This window comes from Pseudomonas sp. MYb2, from assembly GCF_002979955.1.
GTDB lineage: Bacteria > Pseudomonadota > Gammaproteobacteria > Pseudomonadales > Pseudomonadaceae > Aquipseudomonas.
Window position 1 is genome coordinate 368,298 of record NZ_PCQC01000002.1, and the last position, 19,803, is coordinate 388,100.

The window sequence follows — 19,803 nt, forward strand, 5'->3', positions numbered from 1 at the left end:
CGTCGCCTCACGGCAACGCGAGGCGGTGGACATGGTTTCCACGGCGTTTCATGAAATGGTCGCCACCTCCAACGAAGTCGCGCGCTCGTGCAGCCAAGCGGCAGATTCGGCCGACAACGGCCAGCGCCAGGCTCACGCCGGGCAACAGCAGATCGACGCAGCGGTGAACAACGTCGGGCGTCTGAGTCAGGAGATTGGCCATAGCGCTGAGTCGATGCAGCAATTGGAGCAGGACAGTAACGACATTCAGTCGATCCTCGGCACCATCCGCTCGATTGCCGAGCAGACCAATCTGCTGGCACTGAACGCGGCGATCGAAGCGGCGCGGGCAGGGGAGCAAGGCCGTGGTTTTGCCGTGGTCGCCGATGAAGTGCGCGCACTGGCCAAACGCACCGCAGACTCCACTGGCGAGATCGACGCGTTGCTCGGCAATCTGGCGCGGCGCACCCATCAGATGGGCAAGCAGATGCACGCCAGCCTTGAGGTGTCGCAGGACACCGTGGTGTCGATCAACGAAGCGCGGGCGAGTTTTGGCTTGATTCGTGAGTCGGTGGACGTGATCCGCGACATGAACACGCAGATCGCCACGGCGGCGGAAGAACAGCATCAGGTGGCCGAGGATATCAATCGGCATATCAGCCAGATTCATGGGGATGCGCAGTTGGTGGCGAGTCTGGCCGATTCGACGCGGCAGGATGCGCAGAATCTGACGGCGTTGTCGCAGACGTTGAATCAGTTGGTGAGCCGGTTCCGCACCTGACCCCGCCAGCCCAAACACCCTAAAACCTGTAGGAGCGAGCCTGCTCGCGATAGCGTTATGTCAGTCGACCTTTAGTTAACTGACACACCGCTATCGCGAGCAGGCTCACTCCTACAGTTGATTTATGTTGATCTGGCGTTCTGGATCAAGCCACCGCAGGCAACGCACCCATCTTCCCGTGGCAATACACCAGCGGTGCGGACACTTGTTCCGGCACGATCAGATTCTTCACCGCACCAACCATGATCGCGTGGTCGCCCCCTTCATATTCGCGCCACAACTCGCACTCGATCACGGCCGTCGCATTGGCCAGGATCGGGTTGCCCAGTTCGCTCAGCGTCCACTCGATACCCTGCGCCTTGTCCTTGCCTTTACGCGCGAAGGCGTAGGCCTCGCTCTGCTGCCCACCGGACAGCACGTGAATGGCGAAGCGTTTGTTCTTGATCAAAACCGGGTAGGAATCGGAGCTGTAGTTGGGGCAGAACAGCACCAGTGCCGGGTCCATCGACAGCGAACTGAAGGCGCTGGCCGTCAGGCCGACGATCTGGCCGTCGTCGTCCAGCGTGGTGATGACAGTGACGCCGGACGGGAACGAGCCCATGACTTGTTTGTAGATGGCAGCATCGATCATTGGGTGGTCCTCGGGTGTTTTGACACGGTTTTTATGTGTTTGTAGGTCTGATGGTATACCGTAATACATTCTTTGCAAGGGATTTTCAGGTGAACCGATAAGCGTGCTGCTTTCGTCGGAAAGCCAATGTTTACGGGGCTTTTATCTAGCCAGAGGCAGGCAGTATCAGCGAGGATAGCAGTGCAGATCGCGTGCAAATCAGCGGATCAGTCTTGTGCAAAGTTTGGAATACCATAATATGGTTGGCATCTGAGGGGCGGCCATAGAGTCCCCCCGGTTTGGCTTCATACAACGATAAGAACAGACAAACTCGAGTTCATGCATATGTCCCAGATGTCCCGGCAAGATCCGTTGATCGAGAACCATACGGTCGACTATGTCCCACTCGCGGAACGCCACGGGAAGGCCCGCGACCTGTTCACCCTTTGGTTCAGCACCAACATTGCGCCACTGCCCATCGTCACCGGCGCCATGGTGGTTCAGGTGTTCCATCTCGATTTGTTCTGGGGGCTGCTGGCGATTGCGCTGGGGCACATGATCGGCGGCGTGGTGATTGCGCTGGCGTCGGCCCAGGGCCCGCGCATGGGCATTCCGCAGATGGTCCAGAGTCGCGGCCAGTTCGGCCGTTATGGTGCGCTGCTGATCGTGTTTTTCGCGGCGATCATCTACATCGGGTTCTTCATTTCCAACATTGTCCTTGCCGGCAAATCCATCGTCGGCATCGCGCCCTCGGTGCCGGCGCCGCTGAGCATTCTGATCGGTGCGTTGGCGGCCACGGCCATCGGTGTGATCGGCTACAACTTCATTCATACGCTGAACCGCATCGGTACCTGGGTGATGGGCAGCGCGTTGCTGGCCGGTTTCATCTACATCTTCGCCCATGACTTGCCTGCGGACTTCTTCACTCGCGGCAGCTTCAACCTGTCCGGCTGGCTGGCGACCGTGTCGCTGGGGATCATCTGGCAGATCAGCTTCTCGCCGTACGTCTCTGACTATTCGCGTTACCTGCCAGCCGACATCGGCATTGCCAAGCCGTTCTGGGCAACCTATCTGGGCGCGACGCTCGGCACCATTCTGTCGTTCACCTTCGGCGCGGTGGCTGTGCTGGCGACGCCGCAAGGCACTGAAGCGATGGTCGCGGTCAAGCAGTCCACCGGTTGGCTGGGGCCGATTCTGATGGTGTTGTTCCTGCTCAACATCATCAGCCACAACGCGCTGAATCTGTACGGCGCGGTGTTGTCGATCATCACCTCGATCCAGACTTTCGCCAGCCAATGGACGCCGAGCATCAAGGTGCGCGTGGTGCTGTCGAGTGGGGTGCTGGCGGGCTGCTGTGTGGTGGCGCTCGGGGCTTCGGCGGATTTCATTTCCGAGTTCATCGGCCTGATTCTGGCGCTGCTGCTGGTGCTGGTGCCGTGGGCGTCGATCAACCTGATCGACTTCTACCTGATCAAGCGCGGCTGCTACGACATCACTTCGATCTTCCGCGCCGATGGCGGCATTTACGGGCGTTTCAATCTGCACGCGATCATCGCCTATTTCATCGGCATCATCGTGCAACTGCCGTTCGCCAACACCTCGCTGTACGTCGGGCCTTACGCCAACCTGGTCGACGGCGCCGATCTGTCATGGCTGGTCGGTCTGGTGGTCACTGTTCCGCTGTATTACTGCCTGGCGACGCGCGGCCAGACTCAGCAGAGCAGGGCAGCGAAACTGGGTTACACCGATTGACGCATTCAACGTAAACAACAATGCCCGGCCAAGTGCCGGGCATTGTTTTTTCAGTATCCGGGCGGTCATTCATATTGGCCATATCGATCCCCTTTTGGCCGATCAACCACTGTGAACCAACTACGCTGTCAGCAAGAATCAAAACCATAATTAAACGCTGGACTGTTTTTGCCCTTGGCTACCTTTCAAGCCGCTGCCGTGTACAGAACATAAAAACCATCGAACTCACGCCGCATTTTGGGGAAACAACCATGGTCACGATGAAACGCATTCTGGGTGCCACCGTGTGTGGGCTGACGCTGTTGGCCTGCGCCGTCCAGGCCGAGCAGCGCGAACTGCGGGTGTACAACTGGGCGGATTACATCCTGCCCTCCGTGCCCAAGGATTTCGCGGCAAAAAGCGGCATCAAAGTGACCTGGGACACCTTCGACACCAACGAATCCCTGGAAGCCAAACTGCTCACCGGCAACTCCGGTTACGACCTCGTCGTGCCGTCGAACCAGTTCCTCGAAACGCAGATCAAGGCTGGCGTGTTCCAGAAACTCGACAAGTCGAAACTGCCGAACTGGAGCCACCAGGATCCCGAGTTGTTGAAACTGCTCGGCAAGAACGATCCGGGCAACCAGTACGGCGTGCCTTACATGGTCGGCACGGTGCTGATCGGCTTCAACCCGGCCAAGGTCAAGGCAGCATTGGGTGACAACGCGCCGGTGGACAGTTGGGATCTGGTGTTCAAACCCGAGAACATGGAAAAGCTCAAATCCTGCGGTGTAGCGATGCTTGATTCGCCGACCGAAATTCTGCCGTTGGCTCTGCATTACCTCGGCCTCGACCCGAACAGCCAAAACCCCGCCGACTATGAAAAAGCCAAAGAGCTGATGCTCAAGGTTCGGCCCTACGTCACCTATTTCAACTCGGCCAAATACATGACCGACATCGCCAACGGCGACATTTGCGTGGCCATCGGTTACTCGGGCAGTTTCTATCAGTTCGGCAACCGTGCCAAAGAGGCGAACAATGGCGTGGTGGTCGACTGGCGCTTGCCGAAGGAAGGCGCGCCGATCTGGTTCGACACCTTCGCGATTCCGAAGAGCGCGAAGAACGTCGAAGAAGCCCACGAATTCCTCAACACCTTGCTCGATCCGAAAGTGATTGCACCGATCAGCGACTTCCTCGGTTACCCGAATGCGAACAAGGATTCGATGCCGCTGATCAACAAGGAAATCACTGGCAACCCGAACCTGACACCGACCCCCGAAGCTCTGAAAAACCTCTACGTCGTCCAGCCATTGCCGCAGAAAATCGAACGCGTACGTACTCGTGTGTGGACCAACATCAAATCTGATAAATAATCTCCGTCCAGACGAAGTTCCCCGGTAGGAGCTGCCGCAGGCTGCGATCTTTTGATCTTGTTTTTAATCATCAAAGTCAAAAGATCGCAGCCTGCGGCAGCTCCTACAGGGGTTCGGTTTGGTTTTGTTTTCGGGTGGTGACCAGGCTCAGCAGCACCGACCCGAAAATCACCGCACCCACCACCGCCAGCGACCACTCCACCGGCATATGCACCCATGGCATCAGCACCATCTTGCCGCCGATAAATACCAGCACAATCGCCAGTCCATACTTGAGCAAATGAAAGCGGTCAGCCATGTCCGCCAGCAGGAAGTACAGTGCACGCAATCCCATGATCGCGAAGATGTTCGAGGTGAACACGATGAACGGATCGGTGGTGACGGCGAAGATTGCCGGGATGCTGTCGACCGCGAACATCAGGTCGCTGGCTTCGATCAGCACCAGCACCAGAAACATCGGCGTTGCCCAGCGTACGCCGTTCTGCAGGACGAAGAATCGTTCGCCATGGAAGCCGCTGGTAATGCGCAGATGCCCGCGTACCCAGCGCAGCAACGGATTGTTGTCGAGATCAGGTTGCTGCTCGGCAAACACCAGCATCTTGATCCCGGTGATGATCAGGAACACCCCGAAGGCGTACAGCAACCATTCGAACTGCGACACCAGCCACACACCAGCGAAGATCATCACCGCGCGCATCACGATCGCCCCGAGCACACCGTACAGCAGCACGCGACGTTGCAACTCGGGGGGCACGGCGAAGTAGCTGAAGATCATGACGAAGACGAACATGTTGTCGATCGACAGCGACTGCTCGATCAAATAGCCGGTGAGGAATTCGAGGGTTTTCTGCCGGGCGATCTCGCCGCCGAACTCGCCGTGCAGATACCACCAGAGCAAACCGGCGAAACTCAGGGCGAGCAGGCACCAGGCAATGACCCAGGACAAGGCTTCGCGCACGGACACCCGATGTGCCTTGCGCCCGCCGAAGACAAACAGGTCCAATGCCAGCATGGCGAGAACGAAAACGATGAAGGCGCCCCACATCCACGGTTCGCCGATATTGATGTTCGTGGCTGGCATGGCACGCTCCCTGTCTTATTGGTTTAGAGTCAGACGGGGTGATGCTAGCGACGACGTTGCGGCAAAGAAAACTCGTTTATTTCTGCTTAACAGTTCGTAAAAAACGAAGTGTCGGGCTACGGCAGTGTCCCCAACCTTTCTCGTCCATCTCTTACAGAGCGGCAATTTCAGCGATGAGCAATGACCCTTTGGAACCTCAAGCCGTCGGCAGTCCGATCACCAGCAGCGCGATTTTCATTGTCGCCACGCTCAATGCAGGCGCCGACGCCGTGCAGACAGTGAAGGACTGGTGCGGTGATGTTGCCGGGCTGGTGCGATCGGTCGGCAAGCGCGTACCGGCGGGCAACCTGACGTGCGTCTGCGGGTTTTCGTCGAATGCCTGGAATCGTTTGTTCGGCAGCCCGCGGCCGGCGTCATTGCACGCGTTTCGTGAGTTCGGCGTAGAAGGGCGGCAGGCACCGGCCACGCCGGGTGACCTGTTGCTGCACATCCGCGCCGATCAAATGGACCTGTGTTTTGAGCTGGCCACCCAGATCATGGCCGTGCTCGGCGATGCGGTGACCGTGGTCGACGAGGTTCAGGGTTTCCGCTATTTCGACATGCGCAGCATCATCGGTTTTGTCGACGGCACGGAGAATCCGGTCGGGCGCAAAGCGCTGAACTTCACCATCGTCGGCGATGAGGATGCGGACTTCAGCGGCGGCAGTTACGTGCTGGTGCAGAAATATCTGCACAACATGACGGCGTGGAACAGCTTGAGTGTCGAGGCCCAGGAGCGAGTGATCGGTCGCACGAAACTGTCGGATATCGAATTGGGGGAAGACGTCAAACCGAGCAATTCCCACAGTGCGCTGACCACGATCACTAACGCTGCGGGCGAGGAAGTGAAGATCCTGCGCGACAACATGCCATTCGGCCGGCCAGGAGCGGGGGAGTTCGGCACGTTCTTCATCGGTTATGCGCGTTCGCCCGAACCGATGGAGCAGATGCTGGAAAACATGTTCGTCGGCAAACCGCCGGGCAATTACGACAAGTTGCTGGATTTCAGCACCGCCGTCACCGGTGGCCTGTATTTCGTGCCGTCGGCCGATTTGCTTGATGCGTTAGCGGATTAATAACGGCAAACGGGGTCGGGACTGAAAAGTCCCGACCCCGTTTTGTTTCAGGACAGCGGCGGCGTGCGCGGCGGCACCAGACGTTTGGAGCCCGTCGATTCAAACGCCGAGGCCAGACGCAGCAGTGTCGAGTCGTCGTAGGCGCGACCGGCAAAGGTCAAACCGGCCGGCATGCCGATGTCGGCCATGACGCCCATTGGCACCGTTACCGTTGGCACGCCAAGGTGGCGAATCGCGAGGTTGCCGTTGGCGACCCAGACCCCGTTGCTCCAGGCGATGTCCGCTGATTGCGGATTGACATCGGCATCCGCCGGGCCGACGTCGGCCACCGTCGGGAACAGCACCGCGTCGAGTTTCAGCGCATCCATCCAGTCTTCAAGATCGAGCTTGCGGGTCTTTTCCAGACCGCGCAGACCGTCCGGCAACGTTGAAATCTGATCCCACGGTGTGATGCCACGCTCGGCCATGCGCACGTATTCGTCCATGCCGGCCGCCAGATCGCCTTCGCGGTTAGGCAGAGTGCCCGGGTCGTGGGGGAAGATTTTCGGCCCATCGACATCGACCAGACGATTGAGCTTCGGGTCGCCGTTGGCGCGCAGGAAGTCGTCAAAAGCCCAAGCCGACAGATCCCACAATTCGTGGTGCAAAAACTCTTTGGAGACGATGCCGCGATTGAACACGGTCGGCGCGCTCGGGCGGTCGCCTTCGCAGTTGGACACCAGCGGAAAATCGACTTCAATGACTTCGGCACCGGCCGCTTCCAGCGCAGCGCGCGCCTGTTTCCACAGGTCGATCATCGACTCGCGGGTGTTGATGCGTTGCCCGGTCGGGCCGCCAATGCCGGGTTCTGCGCTGGTGCCGGCCTCAGGGTCGGCGTTGATGTACATCTTCGGCACGCCCAGACGTTTGCCCGCCAGTGCGTCGGCCTTAACCGCCAGTTCGGCATAGGCAGCAGGGCGCACGGACATCACGCTCGGGATCGGCACCCACGGCTGCAGGCGCCAAAGATCACCACGGGTGTCGGTGTCTTCGGCGACCACGACGTCGAGCACTTCGAGCAAGTCGGCCATGGTGCGCGCGTACGGCACGACGACGTCCATGGTTGGGGTCAGCGGCCAGTTGCCGCGCACCGAAATCACCCCGCGCGACGGCGTGTAGGCGCACAAACCGTTGTTCGACGCCGGGCCGCGCCCGCTCGACCAGGTTTCTTCAGCCAGACCGAACGCGGCGAAACTGGCCGCTGTGGCGGTGCCGGCACCGTTGGACGAGCCGGAGGCGAATGGCGCCGTCAGGTAATCAGCGTTATACGGACTTTCGGCGCGGCCATAGACACCGCGCTGCATGCCGCCATTGGCCATCGGCGGCATGTTGGTCTTGCCCAGGCAGATCGCTCCGGCCGCGCGCAGACGTTCGATGGTGAACGCATCGCGATGGGCGACAAGATCGACAAATGCCGGGCTTCCGGACGCTGCCGTCAGGCCTTTGACCAAGTAGCTGTCCTTGGCGGTGTACGGAATGCCGTCGAGCGGGCCGAGGGTTTCGCCCTTGGCGCGGCGCTCGTCGGCAGCCTGCGCTTCTTGCAGCGCATCGGGGTTGCGCACCACCACGGCGTTGAGCGCGGTGGCGGTGTCAGCACCGTCGTAGGCATCGATTCGCGCCAGATAAGCCTGCACCAACTCGACCGAAGTGGTCTGGCCGGAGACCAGCGCAGCGCGCAATTGGGCAATGGAAACTTCAGTGACTTCGATCATGTCATTACCGCCGTCAGGTTCTCAAAAAGGTTTTTTATTGTGGAACGTGCGAAAGATTTTCGATGGGTGTAACTCTACCCTGAACGTTGAGCAAAGGCATGTGCAAGTTCGATAATTATCGGGTTATTCAGCGGAAAAATTCCCCCGGTGTCTCTCCAAACTGCTGACGGAAGGCTGAAATGAATGCCGAAGTCGAGTCATATCCGCACGCCAACGCCACGTCGGTGACGCGCTCGCCACGCTCCAAGGGTGTCAGCGCACCGAGCAGGCGCAAGCGTTGACGCCAGGCACGAAAGGTCAGGCCGGTGTCGCGCAGAAACAGACGGGTGAGGGTTTTCTCGGTGACGCCGAATTTTTCGCTCCAGTGGCTGAGCGTGGTCTGCTGTTCCGGATGTTGCTCCAGGCTCTGATAGATCTGCTTCAGGCGGGCGTCTTGTGGCAGCGGCAGCATCAGGTCGATCTGCGGTGCTTCGGCCAACTGGTCGAGGATCACCTGCGCGAGTCGCCCGTGCGCACCGCTCTGGTCATATTCCACCGGCACCTGACTGAAGGCGCGGATCAGCTCCCTGAGCAAATCGCTGACGCCCAGCACATGGCAACGCTCGATCGCCCAACCGGCGACGCTGCAATCGATGTACAGGCTGCGCATCTCGGTGTGCGGCGAACTGAACACCCGATGCGGCACACCTGCGGGAATCCACACTGCGCGCTCGGGTGGCGCGACGAAGCGCCCGGCGCTGGTCTGCACTTCGAGTACGCCCTGGATCGCGTAGGACAATTGCACCCACGGGTGACTGTGGCGGCGGGTCAGCGCACGATTTGGCAGCGATTCGGTGCGTCCGTACAGCGGACGCGGCAAGCTGGGAAGTCCGGGAATACTGCGTCTGACGCTTTTGTCGTGTCCTTTTGGCGGCATCTGGAGGATCTTCGGCGTTAGTCGGTAATTTGCAGTCACGTTAGAGTCGCTGTCACGTACTGGCAACCCCCGGATGAGTAAACCATGACGCGCCCACGATTCCTCCCCGACAACTTCACCCTGACATTGATCGCCGTCGTACTGCTCGCCAGTTTCCTGCCGGCCAGCGGTCAGGTCGCGGTCGGCTTCGGCTGGCTGACCAACATCGCCATCGCGCTGCTGTTTTTCCTGCACGGCGCCAAGCTGTCCCGCGAATCGATCATCGCCGGCGCCGGTCACTGGCGACTGCATTTGCTGGTGTTCGGCCTGACCTTCGTGCTGTTCCCGATTCTGGGTCTGGCGCTCAAGCCGCTGCTGTCGCCGTTGATCGGCGACAAACTGTACATGGGCATGCTTTACCTCTGCGCATTGCCGGCCACGGTACAATCGGCGATTGCCTTCACTTCGTTGGCGCGAGGTAACATTCCGGCAGCAATTTGCAGTGCGGCGGCCTCGAGCCTGTTCGGGATTTTCCTCACGCCGTTGCTGGTGACACTGCTGCTTGATGTGCACGGTGACGGTGGTTCGACGCTGGATGCGATCCTGAAGATCAGCGTGCAATTGCTCCTGCCATTCATTGCCGGGCAGATCGCCCGCCGCTGGATCGGCGCGTGGGTCGGGCGCAACAAGAACTGGCTGAAGTTCGTCGACCAGGGTTCGATTCTGCTGGTGGTGTACGGTGCGTTCAGCGAGGCGGTCAACGAAGGTATCTGGCATCAGATTCCGCTGGTCGAGTTGTTGGGGCTGGTGGTGGTCTGCTGCATTCTTTTGGCGCTGGTGCTGCTGGCGTCGACGATGCTCGGCAAGGCGTTCGGCTTCAGCCAGGAAGACCGCATCACCATTCTGTTCTGCGGCTCGAAAAAGAGCCTGGCCACCGGTGTGCCGATGGCGCAGGTGTTGTTTGCCGGCAGCACCATCGGCGTGCTGATCCTGCCGCTGATGCTGTTCCATCAGATTCAGTTGATGGTCTGTGCGGTGCTGGCGCAGCGCTACGCCAAGCGCCCAGAATCGGTGCCCGAGCTGATGGCGCAAGTCGACCCATAACATGATGGTGTTGTAGGAGCTGCCGAAGGCTGCGATCTTTTGACGTTGTTTTAAAGACAAGATCAAAAGATCGTCCGAACGCGGCCCGAGCCTTCGGCAGCTCCTACAAAGTGCCCGTGTATTTCACCGCCGCTGCGGCCCGTGAGGGCACGTTCAGCGTGCGCAGCAAGGAAGACACATGAATGCGCACCGTGAACGGTGAGATATCCAGTTCGCGGGCGATTTCCTTGTTGGTCTTGCCTTGGGCAATCAAGCGCAACACGTCCTGTTGACGAGGCGTGAGAGCGGCGCCGGTTTCCAGAGGCAGCAGGCCCGACGGCGCAAATTTCACCAGTACTTCACCTTCACGAATCGCCAGAATCGCTTGGCCGATTTCATCGGGGGCAATGTTCTTGCCGATGAAACCGTCGATCCCGACGGCCATGACTTCGCTGATCAACGACTCATCATCGACCATCGACACCACGATCAACGTGGTGCGCGGCAGGCGCCGACGCAGTTCGCCGAGCTGGCTGACACACTTAAGGCCGGGGAACCGCAGGTCGAGAATCAAGGTGTCCGGCTCCTCCCCCAGAGGCAGCAGGGCCAGCACCGCGTCGAGATCACCGGCTTCGTCGATAACGGCTGCGGGCAGCAAACGCTGCACCGTGCGCAGCATCGCCTCGCGAAACAACGGGTGATCGTCGGCTATGATAATTCGGCATGTCATGGCGTGACCCTCCCTGGGTCAGGCGTTGCTCAAGGCCTGCACATTAGCACCGAGCGCAAGGGTTGCCTGTAGGTTCCTGCTGATTCTGACGATTGCCGCACAAGGACGTTTAACCATGAAGTTCGAGAAAAACACCGAACTCGACCAGGCCAACCTGCGCATCATCATCGCCGGTATCGCCGTGGTTTATATGCTGGCACTGGGTTTTTTGCCGGGCCAGCGCTTCGATACTTATCTGCCGGTGGTCACCTACATCACTGTATTTCTGCTGGCCTCGATCGGTTTGCGTCAGGCGATTGCACGCTGGCCGGGGCATTACCCGGCACGGCGGATTTTCGCCATGGTTCACGATTACACCGGCACCTGCTTTGGTCTGGTGGTCGGTGGCGAGGCGGCATTGCCGCTGTATGCGGTGATCATCTGGGTCAACCTCGGCAATGGCATGCGCTATGGCTCGCGCTATCTGGCGATTGCCACGGCATTGGCCTTGCTGGCATTGCTGTGTGTTTATCGCCTGACCCCGGTATGGCAGGCGCAGCCGTTCATGGTGTTGATGCTGATGATCACCAGCACGGTGATCCCGTTCTATGCGCATCTGCTGCTGGAGCGCACACGTAAAGCCTCCGAAGAAGCCGTCGCGGCGAATCTGGAAAAGTCGCGGTTTCTCGCCCAGGCCAGTCATGATCTGCGCCAGCCGATTCATTCCATCGGTCTGTTTACCGCGTGTCTGCGTGAGTCGCGATTGGGTGAGGAGGAGCGGCGTCTGGTCGACAATATTGACCGTTCGCTGCTCAACGTCTCGCAGTTGTTTCGTTCGATCCTTGACCTGTACACCCTCGATAACGGTCGGGTGTTGCCCAAACTGCAGGCTTTCAATTTAGGGCAATGGTTGGCGGAACTGATTCGCCAGAACGCTGAAGCAGCGCGTTGGGCTGGAGTGGAGTTGCGTTTGCGCCCCTGTGAGTATTGGGTGCAAACCGATCCGGCGTTGCTCGCGACCATGGTGCAGAACGTGCTTTCCAACTGTTTCAAATATGGCGCGCATCGGCCGGTGCTGATCGGCGTGCGCCGGCGCGGAGCGGGGCTGGCCATCGTGATTTATGACCGCGGCAACGGTATCGCCGAAGAACATCTGGCCAAGGTGTTCGAAGAGTTTTATCGGGTGCGCCAAGTGCGCGACAAAGACGTCGAAGGCGTGGGGTTGGGGCTGTCGATCGTCAAGCGTTTGGGTGAGTTGATCGGTGTGAACGTTGCCCTGCGCTCGCGGCTCGGGCGGGGAACGGCGGTGACTTTGTACGGCTTGCCAATCACTGTGCCGCCGCGGGTAACGGTCAATCGTGATGAAGCACGTCAGGTCGGTCTGCTGACCGGGTTGAAGGTGTGTCTGGTGGAGGATGATCGTAACGTGCTACTGGCGACTTCAGCGTTGCTGGAGCGTTGGGGCTGTGTGGTTCAGGCCGAGTTGACGGCTCAGGATCTGGTCACCGACTGCGACATCATCGTCGCCGACTATGACCTCGGCACTCATGCCACCGGCATCGAATGTATCGACGACGTACGCAGGCAGCGCGGTTGGGCGGTGCCGGCGATGATCATCACCGGGCATGACGTCGAAAAAATCCAGGCGGCACTGCACGACCGCGACATCGCCATCCTGTCCAAACCGGTGCGCCCGGCCGAACTGCGCGCGACCCTACGAGCCCTGCGCGATCGCCGACCGCAAATCCAACCCCTGTAGGAGCTGCGGCACGCTGCGATCTTTTTGATCTTCATTTTCAGGATGAGGATCAAAAGATCGCAGCCTCGTTGCACTCGACAGCTCCTACAAGTTAATGCGTGCTCAGCGTTTGCACAGGTAATCCTGGGTGATGGTGGTCTGCAGGCAGTTGTATTGCCCCATGGTGCGGCAGATGTTTTTCTCCGAGCCGGTGACCTCGGCATTTTTGTAGCCCCAGGTCTTGCAGCGTTGCGCGGCAACGGTCAGGCCTTGTTCGGCGCTGGTCTGGCCGCTTTCGAACTGGCCCAGTTCATAGGAAACCTGGACGACGCCATCGTTTTTGCTGCCGCCGGTGGCTTCCCATTGTTTCGGCGTTGCGCAGCCAGTGAGGAACAGGGCGCTGAGGGTGAGTGTTGCGATCAGGGTTTTCATGGTGTTTCTTCCTTGGTGTTGTTCTGATTTCCAGGCACAACGATCCCGCACGCTGCACACAGGCAACGTTGGGGAACATCGGGGGTTGCGGGGGAATATAACGCCAGGCGACAGGGCGGTCGATTAGCACAAATGTGCTAGTGCGGAGCGCAACAGACGGCTCGCTGGAGCCGCCCGTTGGGCCGCGGGAAGATTACTGGGGACTGTTGAACTGGTCGGAATAGCTGCCCGTCATCAACGCGGAGGCGACGCGATCAGAGCCAACGCCGACACGAGAATAGGCAAACCGGTTGACGCCGGTACGATCGGCGCCATCTGAAGCAAGAGCGCCAGCACCGACATGATCGGCGCCATCGGAAGCCAATGCACCGGCCCCGACATGATCGGCGCCATCGGAAGCCACTGCACCGGCCCCGACATGATCGGCACCATCGGAAGCCACTGCACCGGCCCCGACATGATCGGCACCGTCGGAAGCCACTGCACCGGCCCCGACATGATCGGCGCCATCGGAAGCTACTGCCCCCGCACCAACATGGTCGGAACCGTCAGAGGCTACGGCTGGAGCGCCAACATGATCCGCACCATCCGAAGCCACTGCCTGCGGCTGTCCCGCCCAGGCACCGGGCATCACTACAGCGGCCGTGACAGCAATTACCACGCCTGACAAAAACCTGTATTTCATGATTTTCTCCACGTCCCGGCAGCCGCTCGGCGAAAACGCTTCGTGCGCCGCACAGGCGCTTGCGCGTCGACTCATCGGCTCGGGTCAGTCTGGTTGGCGGAAGGCACGGGCGCACCGTCAGGCGCACGGGTGTCGACGTAATCAGTATCGAACTGATCCAGTATAGATCGCCGTCTGGACGCGGTAGGGCGGGGGGATCGACGGGCGTTAGGTGTTTCTTTTCCTTCACCCGACGGGCAAAGTTGAATTCAGTCTAAAAACAGAGAAACAAGCCGGCGAGCCTTTGCTAATCTCAAAGATGTAGGCGAAGACGCAGACTGATGCGCAATCGGATAGCAAGGGGGCGTGGGGCGCGCTCCGAAAGGTACACGGTTAGAAAGATCTCCGCGCTGAGATCCAGCCCTTATGCCGTGTGAAGCAGCCGAGGCCGTACCTTTTCAATTTGGCCCGGTACTGTGGGAAGCCCGATAAACCTTGTAAGCCAGAGACCAGCACTGGCCGCCTACTCGAACACCAAAGCCCGCTTCGTGCGGGCTTTGTCGTTCCTGCAAGGTCAGATCGATTGCAGCGCCTGCGCCAGATCGGCGCGCAGATCTTCGACGTCTTCAACGCCCACCGACAGACGCACCAGACCATCGCCAATCCCCAGTTTCGCCCGGGTATCAGCCGGAATGGTCGCGTGGGTCATGATCGCCGGATGCTCGATCAGGCTCTCCACGCCGCCGAGACTTTCCGCCAAGGCGAAGATCTTCACGTTCTCAAGGAAGCGCCGCGCGCCCGCCAGATCACTGTTCAGGTCCACCGAGATCATCCCGCCGAAACCACGCATCTGGCGCTTGGCCAACTCATGCTGTGGATGCGAGGCCAGCCCCGGATAGTAGACGCGTTTGACCTGCGGCTGCTGCTCCAGCCACTGCGCCAGTTCCAGTGCGTTGCTGCAATGACGCTCCATGCGCAACGCCAGGGTTTTCACCCCGCGCAAGGTCAGGAACGCATCGAACGGCCCGGTAATCGCACCGACCGCGTTCTGCAAGAAGCCCAGCTTCTCGGCCAGTTCTTGGTTCTGGCCGACCACGGCGATACCACCGATCACATCGGAGTGGCCGTTCAAATACTTGGTGGTCGAGTGCAGCACGATGTCGAAACCCAACTCCAGCGGCCGCTGGATATACGGGCTGGCAAAGGTGTTGTCGGCCACGCTGATGATCCCGCGTGCACGGCAGATACGGGCGATAGCGGCGAGGTCCGACAGGCTCAGCAGTGGGTTGGTCGGTGACTCGACAATCACCAGGCGTGTGTCGTCCTGCAGCGCCGCTTCGAACGCCGCCAGGTCAGTCAGATCGACGTAGCTGAAACGGTGTCCGGCACTGCGCTGACGGACCTTGTCGAACAGGCGGAACGTGCCGCCGTACAAGTCATTGCCGGAGATGACGTGCGAACCGGCATCGATCAGTTCGAGCACCGTGGAAATCGTTGCCAGCCCGGAAGCAAAGGCAAACGCCTGGGTGCCGCCTTCAAGATCCGCAACACAGCGCTCCAAGGCAAAACGCGTCGGGTTGTGCGAGCGCCCGTAGTCGAAACCCTTGTGCACGCCGGGGCTGTCTTGCAGGTAGGTGGAGTTGGCGTAGATCGGCGGCATCAGCGCGCCGGTGGTCGGATCCGGCGCCTGCCCGGCATGGATCACCCGGGTCGCGAAGCCTTGGGATTTATCGTCGTGCTGACTCATGCGAGGGATCTCCGTAATTGGTTGAGCATGTCGGTGCGGGTGATCAGGCCATGGAAGCCCGATGCATCGGCGATGATGGCGACGAGGCCACGGCTGAGCACCGATTCCAGTTCAGCGAGGCTGGCGCCGGGCGCGAGGGTCTGCAGCTTGTCGGTCATCACGCTGGACACCGATTGGCTGAAGCGGGCCGCATCTTCGTGTACCGGCAACAGGATGTCGGATTCGTCAATCACGCCGACCAGTTGCTTGCCTTCGACCAGCACCGGCAATTGCGAAACATCCGCCAGACGCATGCGCTGGAACGCGGTCAGCAGGGTGTCGTCGGGGCCGACGCTGATCACGCGGCCGTCCTCGAAACGCCGGGCGATCAGGTCGCGCAAATCGCCGTAGCCCTTGCGCTGCAGCAGGCCTTGATCGGTCATCCACTGATCGTTGTAGACCTTCGACAGATAGCGCGTGCCGGTGTCGCAGACAAAACTCACCACACGTTTCGGCTCGGTCTGTTCGCGGCAATAACGCAACGCCGCAGCGAGCAGGGTGCCGGTCGACGAGCCACCGAGAATGCCTTCAGCCTTGAGCAACTGGCGGGCGTGATCGAAGCTTTCCTCATCGCTGATGGAGTAGGCGTGGCGCACGCTGGAGAGGTCAGTGATCGACGGAATGAAATCTTCACCGATGCCTTCCACCGCCCATGAGCCGGGCGTCGGCAGGGAGCCGTCGCGACTGTATTGCGCCATCACCGAACCGACCGGGTCGGCCAGGACCATTTCCAGATCCGGTTGCACACGTTTGAAGAAACGGCTCAGGCCCGTCAGCGTGCCCGCCGAACCGACACCGACGACGATGGCGTCCAGATCATGTTCGGTCTGCGCCCAGATCTCCGGCGCGGTGCTGCACTCGTGGGCCAGCGGGTTGGCCGGGTTATTGAACTGATCGGCGAAGAATGCGCCGGGAATGTCTTTCGCCAAACGGGCGGCGACGTCCTGGTAATACTCGGGATGGCCCTTGCCGACATCGGAACGGGTGATGTGCACTTCGGCGCCCATGGCCTTCAAGTGCAGGACTTTCTCGGTAGACATTTTGTCCGGTACCACCAGCACCACGCGGTAGCCTTTGGCGCGGCCAACCAGTGCCAGACCCAGGCCGGTGTTGCCGGCGGTGGCTTCGACAATCGTGCCGCCTGGTTGCAGGCGACCATCGCGCTCAGCGGCGTCGATCATGGCCAGACCGATGCGGTCCTTGATCGAACCACCGGGGTTCTGCGACTCGAGTTTGAGAAACAGCGTGCAAGGCCCGGTGTCGAAGCGGGTGACTTGAACCAGTGGAGTATTGCCGATCAGCCCAAGTACGGCAGGGCGTGATTCCTTTGACATTTCTTCACCTCTTTGTGGTGTTGATCGCGTTCCGTTCGCGGGGAAAAGACTCGCGTGCAACATAGGCTCAGACATCGGCTGTCGCAACCTTTAGTCGGTCGCCAATTCAGCCATTTCGATCTAACGATAGATCGAAATCAAAGACCTGCCGGGGTGCTTTCGGTTGCGTTTATACGGAGGCGTCATCGAGTTTTCAAAGGGCGTCTTCATGGCGACGAACAGCTTGAATTGCCGAGAAATTTCCTGCCGCAAAAACTGTTCAGCCGTCGGGCGCTCGCTCAGCTCTGGAGTGCTTTCAGGCGTCTGGCTGCGATCAATTGATCATGAGGGAAACTTGTGTTGATCAAGATTAAATTGAGTTTGTCTCACTAACGACCGATGCCGACAATGGCCACCATCAACAAGACATTGGAGTTGTTTGTTATGGCACTGGCCCATTCCCTTGGATTTCCGCGCATCGGTCGCGACCGCGAACTGAAGAAAGCGCAAGAGGCGTTCTGGAAAGGAGAACTGAACGAGGCCGGCCTGCGTGAAGTGGGTCGCGAACTGCGCAAGGCCCATTGGGACTTGCAGAAAAACGCCGGCATCGAGTTGCTGCCGGTTGGCGATTTCGCTTGGTACGACCAGGTGCTGACCCACTCGCTGATGTTCGGTGTGATCCCTGAGCGCTTCCGTCCGCACGACGGCAAAACCAACCTGCACACCCTGTTCGGCATGGCCCGAGGCGTCAGCGACAGTTGCTGCGGCGGTGCCCACGCTCAGGAAATGACCAAGTGGTTCGACACCAACTATCACTACCTGGTCCCTGAATTCAGCGCGGATCAACAGTTCCAATTGGGCTGGGAGCAGTTGTTCGAAGAAGTTGAAGAAGCGCGCGCACTGGGTCACAACGTCAAACCGGTGATCATCGGCCCGCTGACTTATTTGTGGCTGGGCAAGGCCAAGGGCGCCGAGTTCGACAAGCTGGAACTGCTTGATCGCCTGCTGCCGCTGTACGGGCAGATTTTCGCGCGTCTCGCCGCTCAAGGCGTGGAGTGGGTGCAGATCGACGAGCCGATTCTGGTGCTCGACCTGCCGCAAGAATGGAAGAACGCTTTCGAGCGTGCCTACAACCAGATCCAGCGTGACCCGCTGAAGAAGCTGCTGGCGACTTACTTCGGTGGCCTGGAAGAAAACCTTGGCCTGGCCGCCAACCTGCCGGTCGACGGTTTGCACATTGATCTGGTGCGCGCACCGGAGCAATACCCGACCATTCTTGATCGCTTGCCGGCTTATAAAGTGTTGTCCCTGGGCGTGGTCAATGGCCGTAACGTCTGGCGCTGCGATCTGGAAAGTGCCTTGGCGACTTTGCAGCACGCACATGAGCGTCTGGGTGATCGCCTGTGGGTTGCGCCGTCCTGTTCGCTATTGCACAGCCCGGTGGATCTCGGTCGTGAGGACAAACTCGATGCCGAGCTGAAAAGCTGGCTGGCCTTTGCCGTACAGAAGTGCGAAGAAGTCGCTGTGCTGGCTCAGGCTGTCAACCAGCCCGAAGCGCCGCAAGTCCTGCGTGCACTGACCGAGAGCCGTTCGGTGCAGGCCGCCCGCGCGGCGTCGCCACGTATTCACAAGCCTGCCGTTCAGGCTCGGGTGGCGGCAATCACCGCCAAGGACAGCCAGCGTCAATCACTGTTTGCCAAGCGCATTGCCAAGCAGCGCGCTGGCCTGGATCTGCCGCTGTTCCCGACCACGACCATCGGTTCGTTCCCGCAAACCGGCTCGATCCGCCTGGCGCGCCAATCGTTCAAGCAAGGCAAGCTGACCCTGGCCGAATACACCGAAGCCATGCACAGCGAAATTCGCCATGCGGTGGAAATCCAGGAGCGTCTGGGCCTCGATGTGCTGGTGCACGGTGAAGCCGAACGCAACGACATGGTCGAATATTTCGCCGAACAACTGGACGGCTATGCGTTCACCCGTTTCGGCTGGGTACAAAGTTACGGTTCGCGCTGCGTGAAACCGGCGGTGATTTTCGGCGACCTCAGTCGTCCGAAAGCCATGACGGTCGAGTGGATCCGCTACGCCCAGGGTCTGACTGACAAGGTCATGAAAGGCATGCTGACCGGCCCGGTGACCATGCTGATGTGGTCGTTCCCGCGTGAAGACGTCAGCCGTGAGGTACAGGCTCAGCAACTGGCGCTGGCAATCCGTGACGAAGTGGTCGATCTGGAAGCCGCCGGCATCAAGATCGTGCAGATCGACGAAGCGGCATTCCGTGAAGGCCTGCCGTTGCGTCAGGCGCAGTGGCAGCATTATCTGGACTGGGCGACCGAAGTGTTCCGTCTGTGCGCCTCGGGTGTGCGTGACGAAACCCAGATCCATACGCACATGTGCTACAGCGAATTCAACGATGTGATCGAGTCGATTGCGGCAATGGATGCCGACGTGATCACCATTGAAACCTCGCGCTCGGACATGGAATTGCTGGATGCGTTCGAAGCCTTCGCTTACCCGAACGAAATTGGCCCGGGCGTCTATGACATTCACTCACCACGCATTCCGGACGCTTCGGAAATGGCTAATCTGCTGCGCAAGGCGGCAAAGCGGATTCCTGCCGAGCGGCTGTGGGTCAACCCGGATTGCGGTTTGAAAACCCGTGGCTGGCCGGAGACCGAAGCGGCGCTGGTGCACATGGTCACCGCCGCCCGGCAGTTGCGTAAAGAGCTGGCGTAACACCTGAATCACCTGAATGCACACAACCC

15 protein-coding genes and 1 pseudogene are annotated in these 19,803 nt (G+C 59.8%); 7 read left to right on the forward strand and 9 right to left on the reverse strand.

The genetic code is table 11. From position 1 onward, the window contains the following. Positions 1-163: 163 nt before the first annotated feature. Positions 164-760: pseudogene (locus CQ009_RS30345) on the forward strand (methyl-accepting chemotaxis protein); the annotation flags it as partial. Between the two features lie 145 nt (positions 761-905). On the opposite strand, the gene CQ009_RS04625 reads toward CQ009_RS30345, so the two are convergent. Continuing rightward, the gene (locus CQ009_RS04625) at positions 906-1,391 is read right to left on the reverse strand and encodes a flavin reductase family protein (protein ID WP_064393009.1); all 486 of its coding nucleotides are present in this window, start codon (positions 1,389-1,391) and stop codon (positions 906-908) included. A 324-nt stretch (positions 1,392-1,715) separates the two neighbouring features. Between CQ009_RS04625 and CQ009_RS04630 the strand changes: the two genes are divergently transcribed. Beyond that, entirely contained in the window at positions 1,716-3,122 is a 1,407-nt protein-coding gene (locus tag CQ009_RS04630; protein ID WP_064393008.1) for a cytosine permease, read from the forward strand. A 251-nt stretch (positions 3,123-3,373) separates the two neighbouring features. Further along, on the forward strand, positions 3,374-4,474 hold the full coding sequence (locus CQ009_RS04635) for a polyamine ABC transporter substrate-binding protein (RefSeq protein ID WP_105705015.1): 1,101 nt from the start codon (positions 3,374-3,376) through the stop codon (positions 4,472-4,474). Between the two features lie 103 nt (positions 4,475-4,577). Here CQ009_RS04635 and CQ009_RS04640 read toward each other — a convergent pair whose 3' ends face one another. Continuing rightward, positions 4,578-5,555, reverse strand: coding sequence for a TerC family protein (locus CQ009_RS04640; RefSeq protein ID WP_105705016.1), 978 nt, complete (start codon positions 5,553-5,555; stop codon positions 4,578-4,580). Between the two features lie 173 nt (positions 5,556-5,728). Between CQ009_RS04640 and CQ009_RS04645 the strand changes: the two genes are divergently transcribed. Further along, positions 5,729-6,670 carry a Dyp-type peroxidase gene (locus CQ009_RS04645; RefSeq protein ID WP_105705017.1) on the forward strand — a complete coding sequence of 314 codons (942 nt, stop codon included), beginning with the start codon at positions 5,729-5,731 and terminating at the stop codon, positions 6,668-6,670. 47 nt (positions 6,671-6,717) lie between these two features. Here the strand turns inward: CQ009_RS04645 and CQ009_RS04650 are convergent, their stop codons facing one another. Both CQ009_RS04650 and CQ009_RS04655 read right to left on the reverse strand, forming a co-directional pair. Continuing rightward, the gene (locus CQ009_RS04650) at positions 6,718-8,421 is read right to left on the reverse strand and encodes an amidase (protein WP_105705018.1); all 1,704 of its coding nucleotides are present in this window, start codon (positions 8,419-8,421) and stop codon (positions 6,718-6,720) included. Between the two features lie 127 nt (positions 8,422-8,548). Next, the gene (locus CQ009_RS04655; RefSeq protein WP_064393003.1) at positions 8,549-9,337 is read right to left on the reverse strand and encodes a helix-turn-helix domain-containing protein; all 789 of its coding nucleotides are present in this window, start codon (positions 9,335-9,337) and stop codon (positions 8,549-8,551) included. A gap of 84 nt (positions 9,338-9,421) precedes the next feature. Between CQ009_RS04655 and CQ009_RS04660 the strand changes: the two genes are divergently transcribed. Next, entirely contained in the window at positions 9,422-10,420 is a 999-nt protein-coding gene (locus CQ009_RS04660; RefSeq protein ID WP_105705019.1) for a bile acid:sodium symporter family protein, read from the forward strand. Between the two features lie 103 nt (positions 10,421-10,523). On the opposite strand, the gene CQ009_RS04665 is transcribed toward CQ009_RS04660, so the two are convergent. Next, complete coding sequence (locus CQ009_RS04665; RefSeq protein WP_105705020.1) at positions 10,524-11,129, reverse strand: response regulator transcription factor; 606 nt, start codon at positions 11,127-11,129, stop codon at positions 10,524-10,526. Positions 11,130-11,244: 115 nt separating this feature from the next. Here CQ009_RS04665 and CQ009_RS04670 point away from each other — a divergent pair, with 115 nt between their 5' ends. Beyond that, entirely contained in the window at positions 11,245-12,867 is a 1,623-nt protein-coding gene (locus CQ009_RS04670) for a hybrid sensor histidine kinase/response regulator (protein WP_105705021.1), read from the forward strand. A 102-nt stretch (positions 12,868-12,969) separates the two neighbouring features. On the opposite strand, the gene yecR is transcribed toward CQ009_RS04670, so the two are convergent. The 4 genes from yecR to CQ009_RS04690 all read right to left on the reverse strand — a co-directional run bounded on the left by yecR (position 12,970) and on the right by CQ009_RS04690 (position 17,062). Continuing rightward, the gene (gene yecR / locus CQ009_RS04675) at positions 12,970-13,278 is read right to left on the reverse strand and encodes a YecR family lipoprotein (RefSeq protein ID WP_007918065.1); all 309 of its coding nucleotides are present in this window, start codon (positions 13,276-13,278) and stop codon (positions 12,970-12,972) included. 193 nt (positions 13,279-13,471) lie between these two features. Next, positions 13,472-13,963, reverse strand: a complete 492-nt coding sequence (locus CQ009_RS04680) for a phage infection protein (protein WP_371920150.1) — start codon at positions 13,961-13,963, stop codon at positions 13,472-13,474. Positions 13,964-14,516: 553 nt separating this feature from the next. Then, a complete protein-coding gene (locus CQ009_RS04685; protein WP_105705022.1) occupies positions 14,517-15,689 on the reverse strand; it encodes a cystathionine gamma-synthase in 1,173 nt (390 codons plus the stop codon). After that, positions 15,686-17,062, reverse strand: a complete 1,377-nt coding sequence (locus CQ009_RS04690) for a pyridoxal-phosphate dependent enzyme (protein WP_105705023.1) — start codon at positions 17,060-17,062, stop codon at positions 15,686-15,688. Before CQ009_RS04690 ends, CQ009_RS04685 begins: the two co-directional genes overlap by 4 nt. Positions 17,063-17,485: 423 nt before the next feature. Here CQ009_RS04690 and metE point away from each other — a divergent pair, with 423 nt between their 5' ends. Further along, positions 17,486-19,774 (forward strand): 5-methyltetrahydropteroyltriglutamate--homocysteine S-methyltransferase, encoded by a 2,289-nt coding sequence (metE, locus tag CQ009_RS04695; protein ID WP_105705071.1) that lies wholly within the window; start codon positions 17,486-17,488, stop codon positions 19,772-19,774. Positions 19,775-19,803: the final 29 nt, after the last annotated feature.

Coding starts and splice junctions, on each gene's coding strand:
- CQ009_RS04625 (WP_064393009.1), bottom strand. CDS start 1,391: ATGATCGATGCTGCCATCTACAAACAAGTCATGGGCTCGTTCCCGTCC.
- CQ009_RS04630 (WP_064393008.1), top strand. CDS start 1,716: ATGTCCCAGATGTCCCGGCAAGATCCGTTGATCGAGAACCATACGGTC.
- CQ009_RS04635 (WP_105705015.1), top strand. CDS start 3,374: ATGGTCACGATGAAACGCATTCTGGGTGCCACCGTGTGTGGGCTGACG.
- CQ009_RS04640 (WP_105705016.1), bottom strand. CDS start 5,555: ATGCCAGCCACGAACATCAATATCGGCGAACCGTGGATGTGGGGCGCC.
- CQ009_RS04645 (WP_105705017.1), top strand. CDS start 5,729: ATGAGCAATGACCCTTTGGAACCTCAAGCCGTCGGCAGTCCGATCACC.
- CQ009_RS04650 (WP_105705018.1), bottom strand. CDS start 8,421: ATGATCGAAGTCACTGAAGTTTCCATTGCCCAATTGCGCGCTGCGCTG.
- CQ009_RS04655 (WP_064393003.1), bottom strand. CDS start 9,337: ATGCCGCCAAAAGGACACGACAAAAGCGTCAGACGCAGTATTCCCGGA.
- CQ009_RS04660 (WP_105705019.1), top strand. CDS start 9,422: ATGACGCGCCCACGATTCCTCCCCGACAACTTCACCCTGACATTGATC.
- CQ009_RS04665 (WP_105705020.1), bottom strand. CDS start 11,129: ATGACATGCCGAATTATCATAGCCGACGATCACCCGTTGTTTCGCGAG.
- CQ009_RS04670 (WP_105705021.1), top strand. CDS start 11,245: ATGAAGTTCGAGAAAAACACCGAACTCGACCAGGCCAACCTGCGCATC.
- yecR (WP_007918065.1), bottom strand. CDS start 13,278: ATGAAAACCCTGATCGCAACACTCACCCTCAGCGCCCTGTTCCTCACT.
- CQ009_RS04680 (WP_371920150.1), bottom strand. CDS start 13,963: ATGAAATACAGGTTTTTGTCAGGCGTGGTAATTGCTGTCACGGCCGCT.
- CQ009_RS04685 (WP_105705022.1), bottom strand. CDS start 15,689: ATGAGTCAGCACGACGATAAATCCCAAGGCTTCGCGACCCGGGTGATC.
- CQ009_RS04690 (WP_105705023.1), bottom strand. CDS start 17,062: ATGTCAAAGGAATCACGCCCTGCCGTACTTGGGCTGATCGGCAATACT.
- metE (WP_105705071.1), top strand. CDS start 17,486: ATGGCACTGGCCCATTCCCTTGGATTTCCGCGCATCGGTCGCGACCGC.